The organism is Streptococcus oralis, from assembly GCF_023109195.1.
GTDB classification, from domain to species: domain Bacteria; phylum Bacillota; class Bacilli; order Lactobacillales; family Streptococcaceae; genus Streptococcus; species Streptococcus oralis_BV.
Genome location: NZ_JALDUB010000001.1, coordinates 583,808 through 603,805 on the forward strand (window position 1 = coordinate 583,808; position 19,998 = coordinate 603,805).

Annotated in this window: 23 protein-coding genes; 4 read left to right on the plus strand and 19 right to left on the minus strand. The window is 38.9% G+C overall.

The window, feature by feature from the left end; translation table 11 throughout:
* The 6 genes from M1F65_RS02840 to M1F65_RS02865 form a co-directional block, all read right to left on the minus strand.
* Positions 1-321, minus strand: coding sequence for a PTS sugar transporter subunit IIA (locus M1F65_RS02840; RefSeq protein WP_049518651.1), 321 nt, complete (start codon positions 319-321; stop codon positions 1-3).
* A 13-nt stretch (positions 322-334) separates the two neighbouring features.
* Complete coding sequence (locus M1F65_RS02845; RefSeq protein WP_049518650.1) at positions 335-1,648, minus strand: PTS sugar transporter subunit IIC; 1,314 nt, start codon at positions 1,646-1,648, stop codon at positions 335-337.
* Between the two features lie 10 nt (positions 1,649-1,658).
* A complete protein-coding gene (locus M1F65_RS02850; protein WP_001020606.1) occupies positions 1,659-1,961 on the minus strand; it encodes a PTS sugar transporter subunit IIB in 303 nt (100 codons plus the stop codon).
* A 12-nt stretch (positions 1,962-1,973) separates the two neighbouring features.
* Positions 1,974-3,404 carry a 6-phospho-beta-glucosidase gene (locus M1F65_RS02855; RefSeq protein WP_125391062.1) on the minus strand — a complete coding sequence of 477 codons (1,431 nt, stop codon included), beginning with the start codon at positions 3,402-3,404 and terminating at the stop codon, positions 1,974-1,976.
* Positions 3,405-3,552: 148 nt separating this feature from the next.
* Positions 3,553-4,305, minus strand: a complete 753-nt coding sequence (locus M1F65_RS02860; RefSeq protein ID WP_049518645.1) for a MurR/RpiR family transcriptional regulator — start codon at positions 4,303-4,305, stop codon at positions 3,553-3,555.
* Positions 4,306-4,313: 8 nt separating this feature from the next.
* A complete protein-coding gene (locus M1F65_RS02865; protein ID WP_049518643.1) occupies positions 4,314-5,036 on the minus strand; it encodes a MurR/RpiR family transcriptional regulator in 723 nt (240 codons plus the stop codon).
* An 805-nt stretch (positions 5,037-5,841) separates the two neighbouring features.
* Here M1F65_RS02865 and M1F65_RS02870 point away from each other — a divergent pair.
* From M1F65_RS02870 to M1F65_RS02885, 4 genes are read left to right on the plus strand one after another with little or no spacing between them, the layout of a single operon-like run.
* The gene (locus M1F65_RS02870; protein WP_001813542.1) at positions 5,842-6,087 is read left to right on the plus strand and encodes a hypothetical protein; all 246 of its coding nucleotides are present in this window, start codon (positions 5,842-5,844) and stop codon (positions 6,085-6,087) included.
* Positions 6,084-6,419: a DinB/UmuC family translesion DNA polymerase gene (locus M1F65_RS02875; RefSeq protein WP_000806926.1), complete on the plus strand. Its 336-nt coding sequence runs from the start codon at positions 6,084-6,086 to the stop codon at positions 6,417-6,419. Before M1F65_RS02870 ends, M1F65_RS02875 begins: the two co-directional genes overlap by 4 nt.
* A 12-nt stretch (positions 6,420-6,431) precedes the next feature.
* The gene (locus M1F65_RS02880; protein ID WP_000567222.1) at positions 6,432-6,800 is read left to right on the plus strand and encodes a hypothetical protein; all 369 of its coding nucleotides are present in this window, start codon (positions 6,432-6,434) and stop codon (positions 6,798-6,800) included.
* Positions 6,787-7,086: a DUF5960 family protein gene (locus M1F65_RS02885; protein ID WP_001072467.1), complete on the plus strand. Its 300-nt coding sequence runs from the start codon at positions 6,787-6,789 to the stop codon at positions 7,084-7,086. Before M1F65_RS02880 ends, M1F65_RS02885 begins: the two co-directional genes overlap by 14 nt.
* A gap of 117 nt (positions 7,087-7,203) precedes the next feature.
* Here M1F65_RS02885 and msr(D) read toward each other — a convergent pair whose 3' ends face one another.
* From msr(D) to M1F65_RS02950, 13 genes are all read right to left on the minus strand, one after another.
* A complete protein-coding gene (gene msr(D) / locus M1F65_RS02890; RefSeq protein WP_000420313.1) occupies positions 7,204-8,667 on the minus strand; it encodes an ABC-F type ribosomal protection protein Msr(D) in 1,464 nt (487 codons plus the stop codon).
* Positions 8,668-8,786: 119 nt separating this feature from the next.
* Entirely contained in the window at positions 8,787-10,004 is a 1,218-nt protein-coding gene (mef(A), locus tag M1F65_RS02895; protein ID WP_000417519.1) for a macrolide efflux MFS transporter Mef(A), read from the minus strand.
* A gap of 385 nt (positions 10,005-10,389) precedes the next feature.
* Positions 10,390-10,560, minus strand: a complete 171-nt coding sequence (locus tag M1F65_RS02900; RefSeq protein WP_000873143.1) for a hypothetical protein — start codon at positions 10,558-10,560, stop codon at positions 10,390-10,392.
* Positions 10,561-11,074: 514 nt separating this feature from the next.
* Positions 11,075-12,430 carry a 23S rRNA (uracil(1939)-C(5))-methyltransferase RlmD gene (gene rlmD / locus M1F65_RS02905; RefSeq protein ID WP_247925446.1) on the minus strand — a complete coding sequence of 452 codons (1,356 nt, stop codon included), beginning with the start codon at positions 12,428-12,430 and terminating at the stop codon, positions 11,075-11,077.
* A gap of 73 nt (positions 12,431-12,503) precedes the next feature.
* Positions 12,504-13,478 carry a DUF1002 domain-containing protein gene (locus M1F65_RS02910; RefSeq protein WP_247925447.1) on the minus strand — a complete coding sequence of 325 codons (975 nt, stop codon included), beginning with the start codon at positions 13,476-13,478 and terminating at the stop codon, positions 12,504-12,506.
* Positions 13,479-13,564: 86 nt separating this feature from the next.
* A complete protein-coding gene (locus M1F65_RS02915; protein ID WP_004240129.1) occupies positions 13,565-14,167 on the minus strand; it encodes a lysozyme family protein in 603 nt (200 codons plus the stop codon).
* On the minus strand, positions 14,167-15,141 hold the full coding sequence (locus tag M1F65_RS02920) for a nucleoid-associated protein (RefSeq protein ID WP_000356115.1): 975 nt from the start codon (positions 15,139-15,141) through the stop codon (positions 14,167-14,169). The genes M1F65_RS02915 and M1F65_RS02920 overlap by 1 nt, the downstream gene beginning before the upstream one ends.
* A gap of 7 nt (positions 15,142-15,148) precedes the next feature.
* Positions 15,149-16,405: a serine hydroxymethyltransferase gene (glyA, locus tag M1F65_RS02925; protein WP_247925448.1), complete on the minus strand. Its 1,257-nt coding sequence runs from the start codon at positions 16,403-16,405 to the stop codon at positions 15,149-15,151.
* A gap of 49 nt (positions 16,406-16,454) precedes the next feature.
* Positions 16,455-16,886: a GNAT family N-acetyltransferase gene (locus tag M1F65_RS02930; RefSeq protein WP_049489673.1), complete on the minus strand. Its 432-nt coding sequence runs from the start codon at positions 16,884-16,886 to the stop codon at positions 16,455-16,457.
* Position 16,887: 1 nt separating this feature from the next.
* On the minus strand, positions 16,888-17,490 hold the full coding sequence (locus M1F65_RS02935; protein WP_000969283.1) for an L-threonylcarbamoyladenylate synthase: 603 nt from the start codon (positions 17,488-17,490) through the stop codon (positions 16,888-16,890).
* A complete protein-coding gene (prmC, locus tag M1F65_RS02940) occupies positions 17,474-18,310 on the minus strand; it encodes a peptide chain release factor N(5)-glutamine methyltransferase (protein WP_070838611.1) in 837 nt (278 codons plus the stop codon). Before prmC ends, M1F65_RS02935 begins: the two co-directional genes overlap by 17 nt.
* Positions 18,310-19,389 (minus strand): peptide chain release factor 1, encoded by a 1,080-nt coding sequence (prfA, locus tag M1F65_RS02945; protein WP_001028815.1) that lies wholly within the window; start codon positions 19,387-19,389, stop codon positions 18,310-18,312. Before prfA ends, prmC begins: the two co-directional genes overlap by 1 nt.
* A complete protein-coding gene (locus M1F65_RS02950) occupies positions 19,386-19,976 on the minus strand; it encodes a thymidine kinase (protein ID WP_000068128.1) in 591 nt (196 codons plus the stop codon). The genes prfA and M1F65_RS02950 overlap by 4 nt, the downstream gene beginning before the upstream one ends.
* Between the last annotated feature and the right edge of the window lie 22 nt (positions 19,977-19,998).

A 19,998-nucleotide genomic window follows, 5' to 3' on the forward strand; every position in this document is an offset into this window, starting at 1 on the left:
CTATTTACCTTCCTCAAAGCGTTTATAGACTGCTATAAATTCCTCAGCAATCGTTCGAAAACCTTCTGCACTCATTAACTGATCCTCAGCATGCATCAGAAGTAGACCTGTTTCGCTTAATTCCCCATTCATTTCTTTTGTCAAAAGTGAGTGGTGAGCATTGTGTCCCTGTACAAATGCTTCTTCGCCTTGTTTAATTCTATCTTTAGCCTGCTCGAATTCACCCTGCTTAGCCAATTGAATAGCATTGATGTACATAGATTTTGCTGTTCCTACATAGGTGATAATTTGAAAACACACTTCGAGTACTTTTTCGTCCATTTTAATACCTCTCTTACCAATCTTCATCTTCTAAATCGCTTGTTTCTTGTATTACAGCTTGTAAAGCTTGTTTATCCATCTGTTTAATAAACGGATAATAAACAAAGAAAGACATAACCAAAATAAGTGTTTGCAACAAGGCTGTTTTCCAACCACCGATGATAAATCCTGAAATAATTGGAGGACAAGTCCACGGAACTTGAACGGCACCATACATAGGTGTCAGTCCAAAATAAATCGCTGAATACTGGATGATACAAGATAAAATAGGCGTTAATATAAAGGGAGTTGCTAAAACTGGATTCATTACAATCGGCAAACCAAAGAGCACCGGCTCATTGATATTAAAGATGGCTGGAACCATTTCAAGACGTCCAAGAATTTTTAGTTGTTTTGATTTTGCAAATGCAACCATGTAAACTACCAAACCAATCGTAATCCCGGCACCTGTAACATTGATAAATTGATCAAAAAATTGAATCGTCACAATATGACCGCCATTGGCTAGATTTAATTCTAGGCCCTTATCTAAAATGGCTTGGTTTTCCAAAGCATTCGCCTGTAGCAAGCCACTCATGATGCCACCAACTACAGTTGAGCCGTGCACCCCAAACATCCATAAGAATGGTACAAGGAAACACATAAGCACCGCACCAAACAATGAGTCAGTCAAGCCTTGCATTGGTGTTTGAATAAGATTATAAATCACTTCAATCGTTGTGACCTTAAACAATTGTTCAACAAGTCCGACAAAGATCGTTGCCGCTGTGATAATAACAGTAGCAGGAATCAAGGCTGAAAATGCGTTGGCTACACCAGTTGGTACGCCATCTGGCATTTTGATTTTGATATTTTTCTTCAAAAACCAAGAATAGCTTGCTCCTACTATCAAACCAACGATAATGGCACCAATCATCCCTTTCCCGGAAGTCCAATCCTTCAGAATAATGTTACCAACTACATCCCCATTTTTAGAAATCAAACTGGAGGGCTGGATTAGCAAGAAAACTGCTAGGGCAATGACACCTGCCCCAAGCGGCTCCTGTTTTTCTAGCTTAGCATAGGTATACGCAATCCCAATGACTGTTACAATCGCACTGATATTAAAGGTTGCACCAATTGCTTGATTGAGAACAGGGGTAATACCACTAGTTTCTAACATCGTTGCTAGAGCTGGAACTGGAAGATTGGCCAAGATAAGAAAGATGGAGCCAACAATCAACAATGGCATAGAGAAAACAATACCATCTTTTATCGCTGTTACACCTTTGGTATTGACAAAGGCCATCATCCTATCAACAAACTTTTTAATCAGTTTATCCTTCATCATCGTCTCCTTATTTTTTCATCATGTAAGCTTGTTTAAGAACTGCCATACCGTTTGCAGTACCATAATCAGCCATTGCAATCACTTCTACAGGAACATTGTGAGAAGCACAAATTTCTTTTGCTTTTTCAAGTTGGAAACCAACCTGTGGGCCTAATAGAGCCACATCAATATCTCCAACTCTTTGTTCCAATTCACTGATGGAATAAGCTGCAATTGTTGCATCTTTCCCTTTTTTCTGAGCCGCTTCTTTCATACGCTCAACCAAAATACTTGTTGACATACCTGCTGCACAAAACAATCCAATATTCATTTTAATTACTCCTTATAATTCGTTTCCATTTGATGCAATCACTTTTTGATACCATGTAAAGGAATCTTTCTTCATTCGTTGCAAAGTTCCTTCGCCATTATTATTCTTATCGACATAGATAAAGCCATAACGCTTCTCCATTTCACCTGTACCAGCACTAACAATATCGATACAGCCCCAAGGGGTATAACCAATGACATTTACGCCATCTTCTTCAATCGCTAACATCATTTGTTCAATGTGTTGTTTGAGGTAATCAATGCGGTAAGAATCATGGATTCCATCAGGCTCTACCTTATCATAAGCACCGAATCCATTTTCAACTATAAAAAGCGGACAGTGATAGCGATCGTATAAAAGATTTAAGCTATAGCGTAATCCCTCAGGGTCTATCTGCCAACCCCAATCGCTTGATTCAATATAGGGGTTTTTCTTAGTGTAAACATCTTTGAAAAGTTCTTCTGTTTCCTCAGATGCTGTAGCAGTCACTGTATCACTCATATAGTAACTCAAGCCAATATTATCTACACAACCTTCTTTTAGAGTTTCTAGATCTTCTGGTATAATATCCAGTTTGATATTATTTTTTCGACAAAAGGCCTCAATATAGTAAGGACGCTCTCCAAAAACATGAAGATCTCCATAGTGAAATAAACGATGCTCCATTGCCTTCTGGCTAGCAAGTATATCTTTTGTATCACATGTATTCGGGTAAAATGGTACCATTGCCAGCATACAACCAATTTTGAAATTTTTATTGATTTTCCGACCCAATTGTACAACTTTTGCAGAAGCCACTGACTGATAATGGATAACCTGCTGTAGTACCTCAACTGGATTTTCATCTTCTTGATAAATGACACCAGAATTAGTCCATGAGCACCAAGGAACATTAATTGCACCTTGATTATTGATCTCGTTAAAGGTCATCCAATACTTAACTTTGTCCTTATATCGTTCCATGACGACTTTCGCAAAACGAACAAAGAAATCAATCAACTTGCGATTACGCCAAGCACCATACTTAGTAACTAGATGATAGGGCATTTCAAAGTGACTGAGTGTGATGACCGGTTCAATTTGATGAGCTAGAAGCTGATCAAATAAATCATCATAAAATTTCAACCCTTCTTCGTTAGGTTCTTCTTCATCTCCATTTGGGAAGATACGAGTCCAGGCAATCGAAGTTCGAAAACACTTAAATCCCATCTCAGCGAATAATTGTATATCGTCCTTATAGGTTCTGTAAAAATCTATTGCATCATGATTCGGATAATATTCGTCAGGTAAGACGCCATCAGTAATCTGTCGAGAGTGGCTAGCACTTCCAACTGTCATCACATCGGCTATCGAAATGCCTTTTCCACCTTTATCATATCCTCCTTCAATTTGGTGAGCAGCAACTGCCCCACCCCATAAAAAGCCTTCTGGTATTTTTGCCATTTTACCAATCCTTTCTGTATTTTGTACTAGCGCTATGAACAAGTCTATTTTATAACATACTGTACCTGCTGACAATAGATATTGAGATAGAAAATAAATGTACAGTCGAACAATATTTGTTACATAAAAAAAACAAGAGTTTTCACTCCTATTTTTTTAAATAAACTTGGTAACGTAAGGATTCTAAAAAATAGACAACTGGAATCTGAGTGGTCAAATTAGTGGAACGTAGCGAGGAATCTGCATAGGCAACTGGCATAAAGTAGGATAAATTTATATCCGATAGCTGTGATAAAGTGGAAATATCTGTATTTGTCAGACTAACAATCTTAGCATTTCTTTCTTTGAATCCCTGTACCAGAGTTAGAACTTCTTCTGTCTCACCGCTGACACTTAGAGCAATAACCAAAACATCCTCCAAATTAGAATGATGCAATTTCAGAGAATAAAATGGGTTAGTGATAGCAAAGCTAAAAATACCGATTCCAGAAAAAAGATATGAGCCATATTCTGCCAAACTTAGACTAGTACCCACCCCTAAAAAGATAACTTGTTTGGCTTGAACGATCAAGTCTGCTATCTCTGATAGTTGTTTTTTTAAAGCTTCATCTTGAACACTAGTCTGTAAAAATTGTATTGCTGGAATATCAATAGGAAAGTAGTGACGATGTTTATTTTCCTTATCTTCTGACCTTGACAAGACATACTTTAAATCATTGTAGCTATCAAATCCCATCTTTTTCGCAAAACGAATGATGGTTGTTGTCGATAGATTTATAGATGTCGATAGCTCTCTGATAGTCATCGTAGCAACTTTATCTCTATGTTGCAATATAAAATTATACACGCTTAATTCACTATTATTTAGCCCTTTTACTTTATGATAATCAAATAAATTCATAGACACCCTTATGCTTTTGTAGTATATAGTTGTTTCATTAACATTTCAATAATGAAAATAACAGGTACCTGCGTCGTAATATTAAACCCATTTAAAAATAATTGAGGAACATGATAGGTTATGGAGCAATCAGATAGCCTTGACAATGTTGATTCCAATGTATTTGTGATGGCAATAACTGGACAACCTTTTTCCTTTAATTTTTGTACAATTTTCAATGTTTGAGAAGTCTCACCAGATTCGGATAAGGCAATGACACAAGTTTTTTCCATACTGTTTTGTAGCACTGGTTGCCAAGGATCTTCAATACACATACTAAATTTGCCAATATTTGAAAAATAGCGCGCTCCATATCGACCTAAAGTTCCAGAGGAACCAATTCCGACAAAAACAATCTGTTCAACGTTCTTTAAGATTGCCACAGCCTCCATAATCAGCTGCAAAAAAGTATCTTGCTCAGTATAATCAATGAATAACTTCAAAGAATGATTGTCTTGATTGTTTAAAATAATTTGCTCATTTTTTAAATATTCTTTATAAGCAATCTTAAAATGGCTATATCCATCAAATCCTAGATGCTTGCAAAATCGTTGTACGGTTCCAACTGATACATGTGCAAGTTGGGCCAATTCCTTGATTGTCATAGAGGATATATTTTCATTTTCTAAAATAGTTGTATAAATAGCATTTTCTAAGTCGTTAAAACTTGCTACAACCTCATAACTAAACATATAATTCCTTTTTCTATCTCTATTGATTTGCTTACAATGTAACAAAAAACTAATAACCAAAGTGTTCTACACTAAAATAATGGAGAGCATAATGGCTATAAAACCAAGTCAGCATTAAAATCCATTAGAAAACCAGACGAATCAGATTTGTCTAACGAGACATGGTTAAGAGAAAATACTTTAAAACAGTATTGCCTTATGTCCTAGATTATATCATATTTTTGAGCATACTTTGAGTATTGTTAGTTTATTGACTTAAAAGAAACATAACAAGAGCTTATCTCTATTAAATTGTCTCAATTTCAATCGCCCATTCTGGAGATATGTAAGGTGGGGACGTTTCTATTCCCACAAACTCCTTGTCAATGGAAAGAAACACATACCCACAGGGTAAATGTAAATAGAAACTGATAATTTCTAGCTATCACTTCTATTCATTCCAAAAATTTTCTCACTATAATACTCCCCCACGCCAATACAAAAAGCCTTGAAACCAAGGCTTTTCATTATTGCGATTTATCAAAATGTTCTAGGCTTTTACAAGCAAAGCTACACACTCGACATGTGCTGAGAGCTTTCTTCTATACTAATAGACGAAAGGGTGTGAAAATGATTTTTAAATGATACTGTGGAACGGAACAGTAGCCCTAGTATTGACTACTGTCGTTTCTATTCATATTGGCTATTCTAGGACTGAGATGAAAAAATCTATAAATGCTCAGAATAAAATTGAACCCGCAAATCTCCCCAAAACAATGGTGAGTCATGTACTTGTATTATTCCGAAAAAATACACCTCTGGTGCAGTGAGACAAATTGGTGTATCTTATAGTGGCTTCGTAGATGAAAGCTATACTCTACTATCACTCTTTGATGATGTAGAACAAATTGAAAAAGATAATAGACTTCAGACAGCTATTGATGTTGTCAGAGAACAGTTTGGTTTTTTAGCCATACAAAAAGGAACCGTCCTAACTGAAGGTTCCAGAAATATTGAACGCAGTAAACTTATCGGTGGTCATTCCGCGGGTGGATTGGAGGGATTAAAATGAAACAAGAAAAAAATACAGTACAATTTTCAGAAATCCGTAGCAAAGGATGTAATGATATTGAAATGCTTGAAAGATTTTTACATGGAATCGTTGAAACAGCAACTTCAAAACTTCGTCAGAGAAAACTCAAAACAACTGAAATATCGATACGACTAGTACATGCTAAATCTGAAAACCGATTACCATTGGAATTTACATTTAGCATTAAGCCAACAAGCTCATCTGTGATAATCTATACTGAGGTAATCAATCGCTTTAAAGAATGTTACACAGGTGGGGGAATTCAAGGTTTTACGATTCAATTTGATAAAAATACCCTTGCCTCTGCATAGAAAGGATTTGATATGATTGACCGTTCATATTTACCATTTCAATCAGCAAGAGAGTACCAGGATACAAAGATGCAAAAATGGATGGGCTTTTTCCTATCTGAACATGCATCAGCACTCTCTGATGATACAAACAAAGTAACGTACATGTCTGACTTATCACTAGAGAAGAAATTATTACTCCTCAGTCAAGTATACGCCGGGCAGCTACGCACACGCATTCAAGTGATTGAAAAAAACAAGCGTGTTTCCTACACTGGAACAATACCAAGTCTGACCAAAGATTTCATTTTGATAAAAACTACAACAGGTCACATCAATTTGAAATTAAAAGACATTATTAGTATTGAACTTGTCGAGGAGGTGCTCTATGAATCAGCTTGAGTTTCAGCGTAATCACCTACAAATGGACTATTATAGCGAGAGCTACCAAGATTTTGAACGTGACTTCTACCGCTACTCTAACATGAATATTCCATTGACCTTCCTAACTGATGATATCCTAAAAACAATGGCGACTTCACGTAAGAATTACTTTGTCCTCAATAAGGAAAAGTCCAGAGATAACCGCGATCACTTCTTCATATTTGAAGTAAGTACCGTAGATGAGAATCCGCTAATCTATCATTATACATATAAGAAAACTACAATATATTTAGCAGAAAAATAGGAGCAGTTCAATTGACTGTTCCTATTTTTAATATTCATAAAATCTAAAGTCTTTATACTCTTTAACAATGGAGTCGCCAACCAGAACAGACTATACTGACCAGCGACTACCTTAAATTTAATGTTTCAGATTTATTTTCTTATCTCTAATTTCATAAACTACATCTGCTACATTTTCGAGTAATCGTTTATCGTGGGTGATAAACACGATAGTTCCGGTGTACTCCTTCATTAGTATTTCCAAAGCCTCTAAACTTGGTATGTCAAGGAAGTTACTGGGTTCATCCATTATTAGGATGTTATATCTACCCATGAGCATTTTAGCAAGCAACAATTTTATAATTTCTCCACCGCTTAAAACAGATAAACTTTTTCCAATATCGTTCTGTTTGAACCCCATAGATGCTAGCACTGAACGAATTTCTGATATATTGTAGTCACAATCCTTCTGCATAAACTCCATAACATTCTGATTACTGTTGTACTTGTAACCATTCTGTGCAAAGTAACCTATTTTTGCCTTAGGCGAAATAGAAATTCCTTCTTCATGGTTTAAGATCATTTGGATTAAAGTTGTTTTTCCGATTCCATTACCACCAGTTAACGCCACTTTTGCTCCTAACGGAATTTGAAAAGATGCATTTTCAAACAGAGCCTTATCCCCAAATACTTTATTAATTTCTGCACCGACTATAGGGTATGGATTATGGAGCTCCAATGCTTTACTTTGCCTGAAACGAATTCTGCGAATGCCTTCCGGAGCTTCTACTTTTCCTAAGGCCGCAATCCTGTGCTCTAGGGTTTTAGCAGCATTATACATCTTTTTTTCCTTACTTCCTATTGATTTTTGATGAGCTAAACGCCCTCCGTCTTCAGTACTTTTTTTCTTTGAAGAACCTTTTGCCTTCTGTTCTATTTTACGAGCCTGTTTTCGCTTTTCCTCCGCAGCCCTTTCCAATCGGGCACGTTCCGCAATAAATTGTTCGTATTCTGCAGCTTGGCTCTTACGTTCTTCCTCTTTCTGACGAAGATAATCAGAATAGTTTCCCCAATACTCAGTGATTTTGCCATCTTTCAGTTCCCATATTTTATCTACTATTTCATCAAGAAAATAGCGGTCATGGCTAATAACTAACAGTGCACCTGTAAAATATTTTAGCTGTCCTATTAGAAAATCAATTCCTTCACGGTCTAAATGGCTCGTAGGTTCATCCGCTAAAATACCATGAACCTGTGCCGATAAGGCCTGTGCTATTTTAAGCCTTGTTTCTTCACCACCGCTCATAGTCTGTATATTTAATTGCTCAACACCTAGCTTGCCTACAAGTGCAAAATCTTTTTCCTCCTGCAGAGTTACTTCGTCCAACTGGGGAATATAGGCAAGTTCACCCAGACGATTCATTTTACATCCTGGGGGAGTTAATTCTCCTAAAAGTACCCTGAGTAAAGTGCTTTTTCCAGCACCATTTGCTCCTACTAAACCAATACGGTCATAATCATATACTTCTAATTCATTTATATCTAAAACATCGCGTCCTTTGAATTCCACACGAATGTCTTTTGCTTTTAATATTAATTCCATAACATTTCCTCCTGTCTATAATCGCATGCTTTCATTTGCTTGTATGCAGGGAAAACCCTGCGATTTTAGCAGGAAGAGTTACATGAAAATAAGATACATAAATATTCCTCCAATATTGTTTATTTTAAATCTAATTTTCTAACCTCAGTTATCATTTGGCAAACTATAGCAATGCCAATAATTAAAATACCTGATAGTAAAAACCAATGATTTACACCGATTTTATCAGCAAAGAATCCAGAAAGAATTAACCCAATTGGCATAGCAAGTGACATGATACTTCCGATCAAAGAAAATACACGTCCTAAATATTCAGGCTTAATTTTCTCCTGAAAAAGAGCTGTTTGCACACCGCTATAAAATGGCACCGAAAGCCCCATTATTGCACAGCAAACTACGAATATTACAAATCCATTTGGAGGAAGTATTCCCGAAACGGCTAAACTGGTCCCCATTATAAAAAATGAACTTGTTATTAGTAATACATGCTTTTCGAAGCCCCCTAATCTTCCTAATAATAAGCCTCCTGCTAGCATCCCAAATGCAAAGGAAATTTCCGTAATAGAAATATGCACAGGCGTTCCATTAAAGTGTTCCATGCTTATTAAAGGAAATAGTGCATTGATTGGCATATAAACAAAAGTATATAGTGTTCCTAAGAGTAATAAGGCAAACAATCCTTTGTTTTGTCTCAGAACCACAACTCCTTCTTTCATCTCCCTTATGAAATTTGGTTCTAAACTTTGCACTTGATTACCCAGCTTAGGTATACGTACAATTGCTACCGTAATAGATGCAATCACAGCACCCAATACGTCGATGGCAATAATAGCATTTAAATCCCAAACGGAGTATAAGAGTGCTGCAACTGCCGGACTAACAATATAGCTTATAGACTGCAAAGACTGACTATAGCCTGCGCATTTCGTTAGCTGTTCTTCTGGTACTAAAAGTGGTGTAACCGCATTGAGTGCTGGGGTATGAAAAGCTGTTCCAATGCTACGGATAAACAATACTATCATAATCATCCAGACAGGTAGCTCCATACAGAATGCAACAATAGCAAGCACTGCACCAGCTGCTGCGATAATTAAATCGGCACCAATCATTATCTTCTTCCTATCATGACGATCCACTAGCACACCAATGGCAGGTCCCAAAATCGCATAGGGTAAAAAACCTACTAATGAAGCCATAGACAAGACCATCGCAGATCCTGTTTTTTCTGTAAGGTAAAAAATAATCGCCATTTGCAGGATGGCACTAGTGATTAATGATACTGCTTGCCCTGCCCATATTGCATAAAATTTTCGTTTCCAATTGTTGTATTTTTCCATTTATATTATCTCCTGCATATTATTTTGCTTGAATTTCTATTTTGAATAGCATTCTAGGCAATAAAAAATGCAGGCCAAACCCCACAATGTGGCTTTTGGTCTGCATACATACAATTTGGAAACATTCATATTAAAGACATAGTTAAATAAAGGTATAGTTAAATAACCAATATCCTCACCGTAACTAATGAATGCTCAATATCGTATAAATAAGCACAACAAAAAAGCCTATCATCGGGTATAGATTCTGCTTTTTTTATTGCCAGCTTATCTTAAACGCATTGAGGCTGTCATAGTTTCGGTTCCTCCTACATCTTTGTTTATATCAATTTATAGTATAACACAACAAGATGATATGTTCAATATAAAAGTTATGGAATGAGACTCATACTTCCAATTCGATGCCAGATTTAAAGGATATGACGAAGTTTTCTTCATAGACTGTAACGCTCTGGATTATCTTCCTTAGTAGCAAGCGATTAGCTTTCACAAAATCTTCTGTTTGTAGTTTTAAAAATTCATCAGGATTTTCTAACTCAACCTCAAAATATTTCATTTTACATTCCCTCATTTCATTTATTGATAAATTGAGTTTGCAAAAAAGAGTGGACAATTTTTGTCTACTCTTAACCTTTAAAATAGTTTTTTTTAATCGATTTGAAGTTGCCTAAATTATTACTTATTCGGTAAAATGAAGTATTGCTTTCAACAGATTTCCTTCAACTACACTTCACTTGATTCAAACAAGGTGGGTACATTTCTATTCCCACAAACTCCTTGTCAATGGAAACAAACACGTACCCACAGGGTAAATGGAAATAGAAACTGATAATTTCTAGCTATCACTTCTACTCATTCCAAAAATTTTCTCACTCTGATACTTACCCACCATAAAGCAAAAAGCCTTGCAATCAAGGCTTTCATTATCCCTTTCGTTCAAAGGTTTCTAAGCTTTTACGAGCAGAGCGACACACTCAGCGGTTCGCTATCTCCGTTCTGTCTGCGTGCTAGCACTTGTCAATCACGGACAGCTATCGCATGGGCGGAAGTAAATGCTAATCTTCGTCGTTTTACTCCTTGACTAGCAAACTTACCGCCTCAACATGGTGCGTTTGAGGAAACAAATCCACCGGTTGGACTTTCTTCAACTCATATCCCAACTCTTGGTAGAGTTTGATATCACGCGCCATGGTTGCGACATTGCAGGAGATGTAAGCAATGCGGTCTGCTCCTGTTTGACTACCTGCCTTGATAAAGCTTTCTGTGAGGCCTTTTCTTGGTGGGTCGACTAGGATAGCGGTTGGTTGGATACCTTCCTTGAGCCAATTCTTCATAGCATTTTCAGCTGTATCACATACATAGTGGGCATTAGTGATGCCATTTATACTAGCATTTTTCTGGCTATTCTCCACGGCTTCTGGAATCACTTCAACACCGTAGACTTCCTTTACATGTTTCGCAACAGACAATCCAATCGTTCCAATTCCTGAGTAAGCATCAATCACCACATCATCTCCTTTTAACTCTGCAAAGTCAATGGCTGTTTGATAAAGTTTCTCTGCCATTTCAGTATTGACCTGGTAAAAGGCTGGGCCAGCGATTTGGAAGTCATTTCCCAACATCTGGTCCGTAATATAGTCTTGACCATAAAGAGTCTTCCACTCCTTACCAAAAATCGCATTGGTATTTCGGTCATTGATATTTTGCATGACAGACACAATCTCTGGAAACTGCTTGATTAGTTGGTCAATCAATTGTTCCACACGGAAAACTTTAGGACGAGTAGTTACCAAAATAACCATGATTTGTCCTGAATAATGGCCACGACGCACCACAAGGTTCCGAATCAAGCCAGACTGTTCCTTTTCGTCATAAGGTTTTAAATCAAAACGACGAAGCAAATCGCGTAGAACTACTACGACTTGGTCAATAATAGGATCCTGGATAAAGAAATCTTCAAGAGGCATGAGGTCGTGCGAATTCTTACGGAAAAAACCAGTTTCCAAGACACCATTCACTCGACGAACAGGTACCTGAGCCTTGTTACGATACTTGACAGGATTTTCCATACCAAGCGTTTCAGCAACATCTACATCTATAATACCAGCAATCTTGTAGAGACTGTCTTTGACTTGCTTGCTTTTAAACTTGAGCTGCTCGGGATAGGCAAGATGTCCCAAATCAGCGATACCTGAGCGTAGATAAGCTAGGTCAAGGTCTTGGTTACGATGAGGTGACTGAACGAGGTATTTTTCAACCTTCCCAAAGCCAATCTTTTTATTGACTTTAAGGACACGCATGAGGATTTTCTCAGTTGGTAGAGCATTTTCTACAAAGAAAACCAAACCTTCTACCTTGGCCACCCCAGAACCTTCATGGGTCAAATCAACAATTTCAACTTCTACAATATCATTTTTCTTTAACATATTTTTCACTTTCTATCGGCCGACAAAAAAGACGGCAACATTTCTGTTACCATCTATTATATCATGAAATGACCTAAGCACCAAAACTCTTGAAAAAGTTGACAATGGCTTGCCAAAGGGAGCTAAAGAAGTTGCCCCCGTCTTCTAGCGCTTTATTGGCATCAAAGTTGAGGTTGATATTTTTAAAGCTATCTCCAGCTTGGGAAACAATGCTTTCCTTGAGGTCTTTTAGGGTTTTAGTGAAATCAGCATTATTCAAGATGTCACTCTTCGAGAGGTTAAGTGCAAAATTGATGATGATGTTGACCTGGTTTCCTGTTATAACCTGATCAAGTTTGTAGTTTTTTAGCGTGTCTTCAACGATTTTGCGGACATCTTCTTCTGTCAGATTTCCTTTGGCTTCTTTTGCCTTTGCGATTCCTGCCTTGATATCTGCCAAAGCCACATTGAGTTTATTGGCATCGTAGCCTGACTTGTCCTTGTTTTCAGCATTGATATCTGATAAGGCTTTTAGCTCCTCTTGGGCCAAGTCTTTATTGGCTTGCGGTACTTTAGCACCATTGGCCTCTAACGAGTAGTAAATCCCTGCTAGGGCGCTCTCTCCTGTAACTGGAATAGGAGCTGCAACTGTGATTTTGGCATACTCCACTCCCAGCGTCACTGCTGCGTTACGGTACATATCTTGCGTCACCTTGGTGATATTTTCAGGCGTTTCAATCTTGACTTCTAGAGGCGACTTATCCCCCAGCTTTTGAATCTTGGCTGATGAATAGAGCTGTAGACTAGCATCATTAGCCACATTCATAATTTTCGAATAGATATCAGGTGTCATAGTTTTGATATCTTTGGTGTCTTTTGATGCGTCATAGCCAAGTTTGCTAAGAGTTTGATTTTTCTGGTCTTCAGATAGAGAAGAACCTAGAACATATTCAGGTTGAACATAGGTTTCATCAATTACTTTTTGAACATCGGTTGCTGCGTGGACGCTTGTCATAGCTGTTACAGCCCACAAAACTGCAGCACTTGTTAGAAAGAATTTCTTTCTCATGGGATATTCCCTCCTTTACCTTTCTAGGGTAATAAAACAATCTTAAAGAAAGCTTATAGCGAAAAACATCTGGTCAAACCAGATGCTTAAAAGAAATTAAAGAATTTCATGATATACAGGTTAAAGCGTACCTGTCTCGAGTAGTAATAATTTCCACCATTTTCATAGAGTTCTGCACCATGAAAGATAGAAATTGGGTTGATGTAGGTGTAGGTCTTCCCAGTGGTATTTCCAAGGATTGGAGCGACCGTTTCTCGGGAGTAACGCTTGGCTAATGCCAGAGTATTTTCCTTGCCATTCTGAGCGATAAAGTCGATATAGGCAGGTCCAAAATTATAGGCTTGAACGGCGGTCCAGACATCTACTCCTTTGCTCTGTGCCAAATAGAGATTATCTGTTAAAGTCTGTACCCCTTGGCGAATACTAGAGGCATCGTCTTTGATAGTATTGGTAGCGCCACTAGCAGACTCACTAGACTGCATGACATCTCGCTCTTTTCCCTTCGTTTCGGTATAAATCATGGCGAGCACCAACTCTTCATTGGCTGGAGTATCTCTTTCGCTCAAGATTTCTCGAACCATGGGTTGGTAGGTCATGACTTGTTTAACATCCTGATGGATATGATAAGCTTTATATCCTGCGAAAAGGAAGACTGCTAGCACAAGCACTCTTCTTATAAATTTAAACATTATTTACTTTGAATATCCTCGATATTTTTGATTAAGATAGAATAGGTTCCATTGTCATTCTGGATAAACTCAACAGACTCTGCGTCTTGGTAAACATTATTTGGAACGATGAGTTCAATTCCATTTGACAAGGAAAGTTTTTGGTTTTCAAATTTCTTGAGCTGACGACTGGCATCAATTTCATCGAACTGGACTGGTTCTGGTACGGCTTCCTTGACTTGGTCGATAAAGCTCAAACGAGCTGTCAAATTGTTGTCAAAAAGGTCATTAGCCAATTTTTCAGGTGACAGTTCATTGCTTTCTTCCAGATTGTTGAAAATCGCTGATTTGACCTTGGATTGAAATTGAAAATCATCTGTGTTAAAGGACTCTGCAATTCTCTGAGCCGTTTTTTCCAGTTCCTTGATAGATTTCTTTGGTGAAATCTTGGGAGCAACAGCTAGGAGATTTTCTGAAAAGTAATTCAAAAAAGTCCCATTGTACTTGATGCGTTTCTCGATGAGATGGTACTTGCGACTTTGGAGATTAACCACCAAAGCCTCGTCAGCTCCCGTTCCAAATCCAGGAAGGTTATTCTGAGTTAGCTTGATTGGGTTATCAACTTCTCCTCCGAGGTGGGTCAAGGTTTCCCGCAGGGCAATTCGCAAGAAAGCGAAATGCTCTACACCTTCTTTAGAAAACTGAACAAAAACCAAGTCATTGGTCTTGAGGTTTTCAGAAATACTGAACTCCTCTTTCCAGAGATTAGCCAGTGTTACTGATGTCTCCAACAAATCATCTGTGATGTGATTGAAGAAGGGATTTTCTTCTTCGAAAATCCCAGTCTTAGCTTCATCTGAATACACGCGTTCAATTTTTTTGCGCAGGTATTCTTCGATTTTTGGAGTGATATTGAGAAATTTATCCGCTAGAAACAGCTCAGTATCATCTGGGCTGAACTGATGGATAATAGCTTTCTTAATATAAATGTCCATAAAAGTATTAGTCCTCGTATAGTGGGAAGGCATCTGTCAACGCTTTGACTTCACTTCTCACTTCTTCTAAGACAGCTTCATTTTCTGCATTCTTAAGGGTTTTAATGATGAGTTCAGCCACTTTACGGCTTTCTTCTTCACCAAATCCACGTGCAGTGATGGCTGCTGCTCCGATACGAATTCCACTTGTCTTGAATGGTGACAAGGTTTCGTATGGAATTGAGTTTTTATTTAGGGTAATATTGACTTCATCCAGCAAGTTTTGAGCAACTTTTCCGTTTTCTACAACCTTGGTTACATCCACTAGGAAGAGGTGATTTTCAGTACCACCAGAAATGATACGGAAATCAGGGTCTTGCAAGAAAACTTCAACCATAGCCTTGCTGTTTTTGATGACATTAGCAGCATATTCCTTGAAGGCTGGGTCCAAAACTTCTTTGAAGGAAACAGCCTTAGCAGCGACAACATGCTCCAAAGGACCACCCTGAATACCAGGGAAAATAGCTGAGTTGATTTTCTTAGCTAGGTCTTCATCATTTGTCAAAATCAAACCACCACGTGGTCCACGAAGAGTTTTGTGGGTCGTTGTTGTAGTGATATGAGCGTATGGCACTGGACTTGGGTGAAGACCAGCTGCAACCAAGCCAGCGATATGCGCCATATCGACCATAAGCTTAGCCCCAACAGCATCAGCAATTTCACGGAATTTTGAGAAGTCGATAATTTGAGAATAGGCTGAAGCACCAGCTACAATTAGTTTTGGTTTTACTTCTTGGGCTTGTTTCAAGATTGCATCAAAGTCCAAGAGTTCCGTTTCAGGATCAACACTGTAAGAAACAAAGTTGTAGGTTTGACCAGAGAAGCTAACTGGAGCTCCGTGGATCAAGTGTCCACCTGCTGCCAAATCCATTCCCATTACAGTGTCACCAGGCTCAATCAAAGCCATATATGCTGCACAGTTGGCTTGGCTTCCTGAGTGAGGTTGGACATTGGCGAATTTAGCACCGAAAATTTCTTTTGCACGTTCAATAGCTAGAGTTTCTACCACGTCTACTACATCAGTTCCACCATAATAACGACGTCCTGGGTAACCCTCGGCATATTTGTTTGTCAAGATAGACCCTTGAGCTGCCATAACAGCCTTGGAAACCACGTTTTCCGAAGCAATCAACTCGATATTATTTTGTTGGCGTTCTTCTTCTTTGGCAATAGCATTCCAGAGATCAGCATCGTATGCTTTAAAATCGTCTTTATCAAAAATCATAGGTCTTCTCCTTTATAGTGTGACTGGTCCTTTAGTTTAAGAAAATATACTAAAAGATGCGAATAAACCGTTTCTGCACTTTATCACAAGTATAACCAACTTTTTCATAAAATGCATGAGCTCCCAGACGATGATCAGCAGAGTTTAAGCGGATAAACCCATAACCCCGTCTTTTTGCTTCTTGATCCAACCCTTGCAGTAAGCTTTTACCGATACCTTGCCCTTGTGCTTGAGGTGAAACCGCTAAGCCTAAGATATTAAATCCTGCTTTGGAATAGAGGGATTCATAAACTTCAGCATGGACATATCCAAGTAGGATATGACTAACTGCATCCTCATAACCAAGTAGGAAATGATGTGAATCCTGAGATAATCTAGCTAGTTGACTAGCTGTTTCCTCTGGACTAAAAGAATAGCCCAAAGCCTCTTGGTTAATCTCACATATAGCATTCACATCTGTTTCTTGCAAATCTCTTAGCATCTCACTCCTCCTCAAAAGAAATCTCTGGCAACTGAGCAAGAATGTCTTCTCGCTTAATCGCCCCCTGGCGTAAGATTTTCACCTTGTCTCCAGACAAATCCAAAATAGTCGAATCCTGTCCAGTTAGAAAAGCGTCGTCCTCCAGACCCAGAACCTCTTGGTCAAAATCCTCTAGAATTTGAGCAAAGGTCACGCCACTTGCCTGACCTGAAATATTGGCAGACGGCCCAATCAAGGGTCCTGTCTCTCGAATCAAATCAAGTGTAATGGGGTGACTCGGCATCCGAAATCCGACAGTTGCAATACCAGAGTTGACCCAATAGGGAACTCGGTCATTGGCTTCGAGGATAATGGTCAAGGGACCCGGTAAAAAGGCCTCTACAAGCTTTTGTAGATAAGTTGGCTGATTCTTTGAAAAGTGCAAGATGTCCTCTAGAGAAGCGACATTAAGATTGAGCGCCTTTTCTCTAGGACGACGTTTAAGTTGGTAAACATGGTCGACAGCTTTTTCATCTAAGGCCTTAGCAAAGAGACCATAAACTGTCTCGGTTGGTAGAACAACAGCTCCGCCCTTTTCCAACTCTTGTCTAATCCTGTCCATCATCAACTACAACCATCCTATCTTGACCAAATTGGTCCTTGAGTGTTCGTACCCGTTTTTCAGGAAGATATTTCCTAAAAAGCGCAGGAACACTTTGACCTTGCTTGTATCCAATTTCAAGATAAATCTTACCACCATCTGTGAGATAGTCTTTTGCATCTTCCGCAATTCTGCGGTAAATAGCTAGGCCATCCTCATCTGCAAAGAGAGCTAGATGAGGCTCCGAATGTAAAACATTCAAACCGACCTCTGACTCATCTTCACGAGAGATATAGGGTGGATTGGATACAATTATATCATATTTTTCAGAAATTTCTGCAAAACAATCAGATTTTTTAAAAAATATATTAAGATTTTGATTTCTAGCATTCTCTGATGCAAGCTCTAAGGCGTCTTGGGAAATATCTGCTGCTGTCACTGACCAATCCGGTCTGTTTTTAGCTAATCCAAGGGCTATGGCACCACTTCCAGTCCCGATATCTAGGACCTTAAGATTTTCCTCAGGATTTTCGGCCAAGATAAGCTCCACCAACTCTTCTGTCTCTGGCCGAGGAATCAAAACTCTCTCATCTACTTTTAACTGCATTCCAAAGAAATCTGCGTGACCAATGATATACTGAGCTGGTTTGTGAGCCGCTAACTGCTGGTAAATTTCTTCTACAAAATTTTCTTCCTCTTTTGTCACTTCCTGCTGAAGAGCAAAGACAAAGTCCGTAAAAGAGAGATTTTTTAGGCTACGGTAGACAAAAGAGAGGCTTTCTGCTTCCTCTCCTTGTCTTATCAACGCTTCTTCAAAATCTGAAAATAATTGAGCTAATTTCATTATTTGTTTAATTCTTCTAATTTTTGTGTTTGGTCATAAAGAACCAAAGCATCCACAACTTCATCCAATTTACCAGATAAAATCGTATCTAGTTTTTGGAGGGTCAAACCGATACGGTGGTCTGTGACACGGTTTTGTGGGAAGTTATAAGTACGAATACGTTCAGAACGATCCCCAGTACCGATTGTTGACTTACGCTCGGCATCTTGTTCATCTTGAGCAATCTGAGCAAAATGGTCAGCAACACGCGCACGGATGATTTTCATGGCCTTCTCACGGTTTTTCTGCTGGGTACGTTCTTCCTGCATCTCAACCTTGATATTGGTTGGCAAGTGAACGATACGCACGGCAGTCGCAACCTTATTGACGTTCTGTCCACCAGCACCAGATGCATGGTAGATATCAACACGAAGGTCTTTTGGATCGATATCGTATTCTACTTCCTCTACTTCAGGCATGACAAGAACTGTAGCAGTTGAAGTATGTACACGACCTTGGCTTTCTGTCACGGGGACACGTTGCACACGGTGGGCACCTGATTCGTACTTAAGCTTAGAATATACAGATTGACCCGAAACCATGGCAACCACTTCTTTGAAACCACCGACACCGTTCATAGAAGCTTCCATGACTTCAAAGCGCCATCCTTGGGCTTCCGCATATTTTTGGTACATGGTTAGCAAATCCCCAGCGAAGAGCGCTGCTTCGTCTCCACCAGCTGCCCCACGGATTTCAAGGATGATATTCTTGTCATCGTTTGGATCCTTTGGAAGAAGCAAGATTTTCAGTTTTTCTTCGTATTCTTCTTTTTCAGCCTTGGCATCTTTCAGCTCTTGCTTGGCCATTTCTTCCAAGTCCGCATCTCCGCCTGATTCTTTAATCATCTCTTCGGCATCAACGATGTTTTGAAGAACTTGTTTGTACTCACGGTAGGCTGTTACCGTATCACGAGTTGAAGCCTCTTCTTTTGAAAGCTCCATGAAGCGTTTGGTGTCTGAAACGACATCAGGGTCACTCAGCAATTCTCCTAATTCTTCATATCGGTCTTCTACAGCTTGTAGTTGATCATAGATGTTCATTTTTCTTCATTCTCCTTATTGATTTCAGGGGCAAAATAATGTTTACGGCAGACTGAGATATAGGTTTCATTTCCACCGATCTGAATTTGTTCTCCATCATAGACTGGTACACCATCGTGCGTGCGCAACACCATGGTCGCCTTTTTCTTACAATACTGACAGATGGTCTTGATTTCTTCAATCTTGTCTGCTAAGAGCAAGAGGTATTTTGAACCTTCGAACAATTCATTGCGAAAGTCATTCTTCAAACCAAAAGCCATGACAGGTATGTCTAGCTCGTCCACAACACGAGCTAGGTCGTAAACATGGTGACGCTTGAGAAACTGAGCCTCATCGACTAGCACACAGTAAGGTTTTTCAGGTAAGTCTCGGATATAGCCGAAGATATCTGTCGTTTCCTCAATCGCAATGGCTGGGCGTTTCATGCCGATTCGACTCGACACATAGCCAACACCGTCACGTGTATCCAGAGCCGAAGTCATAATCACAACTCCCTTTCCTTGCTCCTCGTAGTTATAGGCCACCTTGAGAATCTCAATCGTCTTACCAGAGTTCATGGTCCCATAACGATAATACAACTGTGCCATGCTTCTATTTCACGTCCATTTC

Coding starts and splice junctions, on each gene's coding strand:
- M1F65_RS02840 (WP_049518651.1), bottom strand. CDS start 321: ATGGACGAAAAAGTACTCGAAGTGTGTTTTCAAATTATCACCTATGTA.
- M1F65_RS02845 (WP_049518650.1), bottom strand. CDS start 1,648: ATGAAGGATAAACTGATTAAAAAGTTTGTTGATAGGATGATGGCCTTT.
- M1F65_RS02850 (WP_001020606.1), bottom strand. CDS start 1,961: ATGAATATTGGATTGTTTTGTGCAGCAGGTATGTCAACAAGTATTTTG.
- M1F65_RS02855 (WP_125391062.1), bottom strand. CDS start 3,404: ATGGCAAAAATACCAGAAGGCTTTTTATGGGGTGGGGCAGTTGCTGCT.
- M1F65_RS02860 (WP_049518645.1), bottom strand. CDS start 4,305: ATGAATTTATTTGATTATCATAAAGTAAAAGGGCTAAATAATAGTGAA.
- M1F65_RS02865 (WP_049518643.1), bottom strand. CDS start 5,036: ATGTTTAGTTATGAGGTTGTAGCAAGTTTTAACGACTTAGAAAATGCT.
- M1F65_RS02875 (WP_000806926.1), top strand. CDS start 6,084: ATGAAACAAGAAAAAAATACAGTACAATTTTCAGAAATCCGTAGCAAA.
- M1F65_RS02880 (WP_000567222.1), top strand. CDS start 6,432: ATGATTGACCGTTCATATTTACCATTTCAATCAGCAAGAGAGTACCAG.
- M1F65_RS02885 (WP_001072467.1), top strand. CDS start 6,787: ATGAATCAGCTTGAGTTTCAGCGTAATCACCTACAAATGGACTATTAT.
- M1F65_RS02900 (WP_000873143.1), bottom strand. CDS start 10,560: ATGAAATATTTTGAGGTTGAGTTAGAAAATCCTGATGAATTTTTAAAA.
- rlmD (WP_247925446.1), bottom strand. CDS start 12,430: ATGTTAAAGAAAAATGATATTGTAGAAGTTGAAATTGTTGATTTGACC.
- M1F65_RS02910 (WP_247925447.1), bottom strand. CDS start 13,478: ATGAGAAAGAAATTCTTTCTAACAAGTGCTGCAGTTTTGTGGGCTGTA.
- M1F65_RS02915 (WP_004240129.1), bottom strand. CDS start 14,167: ATGTTTAAATTTATAAGAAGAGTGCTTGTGCTAGCAGTCTTCCTTTTC.
- M1F65_RS02920 (WP_000356115.1), bottom strand. CDS start 15,141: ATGGACATTTATATTAAGAAAGCTATTATCCATCAGTTCAGCCCAGAT.
- glyA (WP_247925448.1), bottom strand. CDS start 16,405: ATGATTTTTGATAAAGACGATTTTAAAGCATACGATGCTGATCTCTGG.
- M1F65_RS02930 (WP_049489673.1), bottom strand. CDS start 16,886: ATGCTAAGAGATTTGCAAGAAACAGATGTGAATGCTATATGTGAGATT.
- M1F65_RS02935 (WP_000969283.1), bottom strand. CDS start 17,490: ATGATGGACAGGATTAGACAAGAGTTGGAAAAGGGCGGAGCTGTTGTT.
- prmC (WP_070838611.1), bottom strand. CDS start 18,310: ATGAAATTAGCTCAATTATTTTCAGATTTTGAAGAAGCGTTGATAAGA.
- prfA (WP_001028815.1), bottom strand. CDS start 19,389: ATGAACATCTATGATCAACTACAAGCTGTAGAAGACCGATATGAAGAA.
- M1F65_RS02950 (WP_000068128.1), bottom strand. CDS start 19,976: ATGGCACAGTTGTATTATCGTTATGGGACCATGAACTCTGGTAAGACG.